Annotated in this window: 6 protein-coding genes; all 6 read left to right on the forward strand. The window is 44.9% G+C overall.

Translation table 11 applies throughout. From position 1 onward, the window contains the following. On the forward strand, positions 1-285 hold a 285-nt coding region (locus tag ACZFYI_RS15165; RefSeq protein ID WP_462524973.1), incomplete at its 5' end, for a glutamate ligase domain-containing protein. 1 nt (position 286) lies between these two features. Next, a complete protein-coding gene (mraY, locus tag ACZFYI_RS15170; RefSeq protein ID WP_462524974.1) occupies positions 287-1,498 on the forward strand; it encodes a phospho-N-acetylmuramoyl-pentapeptide-transferase in 1,212 nt (403 codons plus the stop codon). A gap of 1 nt (position 1,499) precedes the next feature. Beyond that, the gene (murD, locus tag ACZFYI_RS15175; protein WP_462524975.1) at positions 1,500-2,852 is read left to right on the forward strand and encodes a UDP-N-acetylmuramoyl-L-alanine--D-glutamate ligase; all 1,353 of its coding nucleotides are present in this window, start codon (positions 1,500-1,502) and stop codon (positions 2,850-2,852) included. Beyond that, on the forward strand, positions 2,852-4,024 hold the full coding sequence (locus ACZFYI_RS15180) for an FtsW/RodA/SpoVE family cell cycle protein (RefSeq protein ID WP_462524977.1): 1,173 nt from the start codon (positions 2,852-2,854) through the stop codon (positions 4,022-4,024). The genes murD and ACZFYI_RS15180 overlap by 1 nt, the downstream gene beginning before the upstream one ends. A gap of 33 nt (positions 4,025-4,057) precedes the next feature. Further along, positions 4,058-5,140: an undecaprenyldiphospho-muramoylpentapeptide beta-N-acetylglucosaminyltransferase gene (murG, locus tag ACZFYI_RS15185; RefSeq protein WP_462524978.1), complete on the forward strand. Its 1,083-nt coding sequence runs from the start codon at positions 4,058-4,060 to the stop codon at positions 5,138-5,140. Next, the coding region (locus tag ACZFYI_RS15190) for a Mur ligase domain-containing protein (RefSeq protein ID WP_462524976.1) at positions 5,137-5,349 on the forward strand (213 nt) is incomplete at its 3' end. The genes murG and ACZFYI_RS15190, both read left to right, overlap by 4 nt.

Here is a 5,349-nt window from a genome sequence, read left to right on the forward strand (position 1 = left end):
TCAGACAAAGTAATCCTGACCTCGGACAATCCTCGAGATGAAGAGCCAATGTCTATCCTGCGCGAAATGGAAGCAGGAATCAATCCCGTGGATTTTAAAAAAACATTGGTGATAGAAGACAGAAAAGAAGCCATCAAGACCGCTGCCATCATGGCAAAAAAAGGAGACATCATCCTCGTTGCAGGCAAAGGACATGAAACCTATCAGGAAATCAAGGGAGTGAAATATCCTTTTGATGACCGTAAGGTTGTGGCAGAAATACTAAATCTATTGAATAAAGACTGATATGCTATATCCGATTTTTGATTATCTGGACTCAGTATTGGACATCCCCGGAACGGGAGTCTTCCGCTATATCTCCTTCAGGGCAGGGATGGCGGCGCTTTTTTCCTTGATCATCACCATCACTTTTGGACATAGAATCATCAATTGGATCAGAAACAAACAGATAGGAGAAACTGTCCGCGACCTTGGTCTCGAAGGTCAGGCTGCGAAAAAAGGCACGCCAACCATGGGCGGGCTGATGATTATGGCAGGGATCATCATTCCGACTTTGCTTTTTGCCAATGTCAATAATGTTTATATCATCCTCCTACTCATCACCACGATTTGGTTGGGTACTATTGGCTTTGTGGATGATTATATCAAAGTCTTCAAAAAGAACAAAGACGGATTGGCCGGAAGGTTCAAGATCGTTGGCCAGATTACGATTGGGATTATTGTGGGTGCTACACTTTATTTCCATGAAGATGTGGTAATCCGTGAATTCACCAACCCTGTTTCAATCGAGGAAGGTGTGGTGGAAACTCCGGCCTTCAAGGATGTGAAAGTGGCTAAGACCACCATTCCATTTGTCAAAAACAATGAATTGAATTATGAGACTTTCCTGGGATTTCTTGGTGAAAGCATCACTCCTGTGCTGTATATCCTTTTGGTGATTTTCATCATCACGGCAGTTTCCAACGGCGCCAATATCACAGACGGAATTGACGGTTTGGCGGCAGGGACATCTGCCATCATCGGGTTGACGATTGCCATATTTGCCTATGTTTCCGGCAATGCCATATTCTCCCAATACCTCAACGTAATGTTTATCCCCAACTCGGGAGAGTTGGTGATTTTCTGTGCGGCATTTGTCGGAGCCTGTGTTGGCTTCCTTTGGTACAATGCTTTTCCGGCGCAGGTTTTTATGGGAGATACCGGAAGTCTGATGTTGGGCGGGGTGATTGCTGTCCTGTCTTTGACCTTGAGAAAAGAACTGTTGATTCCTGTTCTCTGCGGAATATTTCTGGTAGAAAACCTCTCTGTGATCATGCAGGTGAGCTATTTCAAATACACTAAAAGAAAATACGGAGAAGGCCGAAGGATTTTCCTGATGTCTCCTTTACATCACCATTATCAGAAGAAAAATATCCATGAAGCCAAAATTGTAACCCGTTTTTGGATTACAGGAATCCTTTTGGCGATCATCACTTTGGCCACATTGAAACTGAGATAAGATGGAAAAAAAGATAGCCATATTGGGTGCAGGCGAAAGCGGATTGGGAGCAGCATTGCTCGCCAAGAAGCATGGCTATGCGGTATGGGTATCTGATGCCGGAACTATCAGCGCATCCCGAAAGCAAACTTTGACCGACAATGGGATTGCATTCGAAGAAGGAATGCATTCTGAGGAAAAAATCCTTTCAGCCTCTGAAATCATCAAAAGTCCGGGAATTCCTGAGAAGGTAGCCATTGTCCAAAAAGCTTTGGCAAAAGGCATTCCTGTCATCGACGAATTGGAATTTGCTTTCAGGTATTCCAAAGGGAAAGTAATCGCGATCACCGGCACAAACGGAAAGACTACGACCACCCTTTTGACTTACCATTTGCTCAAAAAAGGCGGGCTGAATGTCGGTTTGGGTGGTAATGTTGGTGAAAGTTGGGCAGGACAATTGGTGGATGGAGACAAGGATTGGTGGGTGTTGGAAGTCAGCAGTTTCCAGATTGACGGCTTCAAGTCTCTGAAACCTTCTGTGGCTATTTTGACAAACATCACTCCTGACCATTTGGACAGGTATAATTATAAAATTGAAAATTACATCGCTTCTAAAGTATCCCTATTCAAAAACATGGATGAAAATGGCGCAGCGATTTTTTGGCTTGACGATTATCTCATCCAATCAGGTTTTGAAAAAGTGAATCTGAAAGCGGATCGGTTGCCATTTTCACTCAAAGTACCGCAAAACAAAGGCGGGTATTTTGATGGAAATTCCATATCTGTCCAAGCTATGGGCAAAAAATTAACAATAAACCCCAAAGATATTATCCTGAAAGGGACCCACAACATGCTCAATACCATGTGTGCTGCTTTGGCCGCAACATTGGCTGGCGTGTCCGAAGAAGCGATCAGGGAAGGATTGAAGGATTTCCAAAATGCAGCACACAGGATGGAGCCGGTGGCTACAATCAATGGAATCGCTTTTATCAATGACAGCAAAGGCACAAACGTAGACGCGACGGCTTATGCGCTTGACAGCTTCAAATCACCTTTGATCTGGATAGCCGGAGGGGTTGATAAGGGCAATGATTATTCCGCATTGTATCATTTGACTGATGGAAAAGTAAAAATGCTGATCTGTCTAGGAGTGGACAATGAGAAATTGAAAAAGGCATTTTCGGGAAGGGTTCCAAAGATTGTGGAGACTCAAAGTATTTCAGAAGCGGTGGCTTTGGGATTGCAACATGGAAATGCCGGAGATGTGGTTTTGCTTTCCCCGGCCTGTGCAAGTTTCGACTTGTTCAAAAACTATGAGGATAGAGGTAATCAGTTTAAAGCCGCAGTAGCAGCATTAACCGCGACAGCAAAATGATGGAGAACATAAAGATATGGTTTGACAGAAATCTGAAAGGTGACCCGATCATTTGGGGCATCGTGATCATTCTTTCTGTGATCAGCATCGTGGTAGTTTATTCTGCTACAGGTTCTTTGGCATACAAATACACAGGAGGTAACACTGAAAAATACCTCATCGATCATTCCTTGATGGTACTTGGGGGCCTTTTGGTCATGTGGGTCGCACACAGAATCCCATATCGTACTTATGGTTTGATTGGAAGATTTTTGTTGTTGGTTTCCATCCCGCTTTTGTTGTTCACTTTCCTGTTTGGCTCGACAGTAAATGAAGCCAATAGATGGATCACCATTCCTGTCATCAACAAGGCATTCCAACCTTCAGATATCGCAAAATTGGCGCTTATCGCAACCCTTGCTTCTTTGCTTGCCAGAAAGCAAAAGAATATTGACGACTTCAGAAATGCCTTCCTTCCGATGATTGTGGTCATAGGTTTGGTTTCCGGTTTGATCGGATTGGCCAATATGTCCACCGCAGTATTGTTGCTTTCGACGTGTTTGCTCCTTCTGTTTATCGGACGTGTGCCGATGAAATACATTATGATGGTGGTTTTGGTTGGTGGATTGTTCCTGACCACTTCTGTCTTTTTGGGACAAAGGGGTGGAACTTTCTTTTCCAGGATAGAAAAATTTGTTTCAGGGGATGAAATTCCATTCCAAGCAGAGCAATCATTTATCGCCATTTCCACGGGAGGAATCACAGGCAAAGGTCCAGGAAAATCCGAACAGAGAAATACACTTCCGCATCCCTATTCTGACTTTATCTATGCGATCATCATCGAGGAATACGGGATGGTTGGCGGTGCGACGGTATTGTTCCTTTACCTCGCGCTTCTGTTCAGGGGAATGCGGATTGTCGCTTCTTCGACCAAGCCGTTTGGGGGATTGCTTTCGGCAGGACTTAGTTTCGCTTTGGTGCTACAGGCCATGGTAAACATGGCGGTTGCGGTAGGATTGGGCCCGATTACCGGTCTGCCATTGCCCTTGCTGAGTATGGGAGGGACATCATTGGTATTTACAGGATTTTCATTGGGAATCATATTGAGTGTAAGCAGGGGCGACCATCAGGAGCAGTTGGATAGTCCCTCTGAGGGAAGCAATAAAGTGAGGAAGACATTTCAAACAGCATAAGAGAAATTGGGAAATAACACGCCATATAGAATCATGATCAGCGGAGGAGGCACAGGAGGCCATATCTATCCGGCACTTGCGATCGCAAATGCCTGGATGGAAAAGCATCCCGGTACGGAGATTCTATTTGTCGGTGCAGAAGGAAAGATGGAAATGCAAAAAGTACCTGAAGCCGGTTACCGGATTGAGGGACTCAAAGTCGCAGGATTGCAGCGAAGCCTCAGCCTTTCCAACCTGAGCTTTCCTTTCAAATTATTGGCAAGTCTGAACAAGTCCAAAGAACTTCTCAAGACATTCAAACCCAATGCAGTCGTGGGAGTGGGAGGCTATGCAAGTGGGCCTTTGTTGTATTCGGCACAGGGAAAAGGAATCCCCACCATGATTCAGGAGCAAAATTCCTATGCCGGATTGACCAACAAGATTTTGGCAAAAAAGGCGAAGAAAATATGTGTCGCATATCCGGGCATGGAAAAGTTTTTCCCCGCCGATAAGATCCAATACACCGGTAATCCTGTCCGCAAGGACATCCTTCAGTTGGATGGAAAAAAGGAAAAAGCATTCCAACACTTTGGACTGGAAGAAGGGAAGAAAGTGCTGTTGGTTTTGGGAGGAAGTCTTGGAGCGCGCACCATCAATCAGGCTGTTTTGGCTGATATGGTAGGTTTCGAAGAAGAAGGTTACCAAGTCCTTTGGCAATGCGGAAAGTTTTACTTCTCCGAAATGGCCGAGAAAGTAAAAGCATCAGGAATGAAACACATCCATGTCCGTGAATTTATCAGGGAAATGGACTTGGCTTATGCTGCAGCCGATGTGGTGGTATCGAGGGCAGGGGCGCTTTCTGTGTCTGAACTTAGCTTGGTTGGCAAGCCGGTGGTATTTATCCCTTCTCCCAATGTGGCCGAAGACCATCAGACCAAAAACGCCATGGCCTTTGTGCAGGCAGATGCAGCGGTCCTTTTGAAGGACAGCGAAGCAGTCGGGAAATTGAAAACAACAATAAACCAACTCATGGCAGATCCTGAAAAGGTCAAAACCTTGGGCAAAAACATACAAAAACTGGCCAAGCCAAAAGCAGCCGAAGAAATTGTAAAAGTATTGGAAAGCATTATCAAATGAATCTGAAAAACCTACATAGCGTCCATTTCCTTGGAATAGGTGGCATAGGCATGAGTGCTTTGGCGAGGTGGTTTAACCATGTCGGCATCAAAGTCTCCGGCTATGACCGTACCCCTTCTCCATTGACAGATGCATTGGCGGCAGAGGGAATGGAGATTGTGTTTGAAGATACTTTGGAAAATATCCCGTCAAGGATCCGCTATGACAAA

The sequence above is a fragment of the Aquiflexum sp. genome (assembly GCF_977115555.1).

Coding starts and splice junctions, on each gene's coding strand:
- mraY (WP_462524974.1), top strand. CDS start 287: ATGCTATATCCGATTTTTGATTATCTGGACTCAGTATTGGACATCCCC.
- murD (WP_462524975.1), top strand. CDS start 1,500: ATGGAAAAAAAGATAGCCATATTGGGTGCAGGCGAAAGCGGATTGGGA.
- ACZFYI_RS15180 (WP_462524977.1), top strand. CDS start 2,852: ATGGAGAACATAAAGATATGGTTTGACAGAAATCTGAAAGGTGACCCG.
- murG (WP_462524978.1), top strand. CDS start 4,058: ATGATCAGCGGAGGAGGCACAGGAGGCCATATCTATCCGGCACTTGCG.